A 432-nucleotide genomic window follows, 5' to 3' on the forward strand; every position below is an offset into this window, starting at 1 on the left:
AGCCGATACCGTTCCAGCAGGTGGCGGAAGTTGAGGATCGTGGTCTCGTCAGGGATACGGTCATCGCCCAACTCGACCCCGGCGAACCGCCGCATCGCCTCGCTGTCGTAAAGCGTCTCCTCGGCCATCGGATCGCTCAGGGCATACCAGTTCTGCAGGAAGTAGACCCGCAGCATCGTCTCGAGCGGCATCGGCGGGCGCCCGCCCCTGGGGCCGACCTTCGGATAATGGGGTTCAATCAGCGCGAGAAGCTGGTCCCACGGAACCACCGCATCCATCTCGGCCAGGAACCGCTCGCGCCGCGTCACCTTCTTCTTCATCGCATCACGCAGGCTGGGAAAGGCGGGCTGTTTCGGCATCGGCAGGACTCCTCTGGCGGACGCCCCAAACCTATCAGATTAGGCAGAAAGTCGCAGGTTTTTCAGACGTTCC

At 62.7% G+C, this 432-nt stretch carries 1 protein-coding gene; it reads right to left on the bottom strand.

What is annotated here, in order from left to right; translation table 11 throughout:
- The coding region (locus C6W92_RS17500) for a transposase (protein WP_241691210.1) at window positions 1-359 on the bottom strand (359 nt) is incomplete at its 3' end.
- Window positions 360-432 lie beyond the last annotated feature (73 nt).

Source organism: Roseovarius sp. A46 (assembly GCF_004126395.1).
GTDB lineage: Bacteria > Pseudomonadota > Alphaproteobacteria > Rhodobacterales > Rhodobacteraceae > Roseovarius > Roseovarius nitratireducens.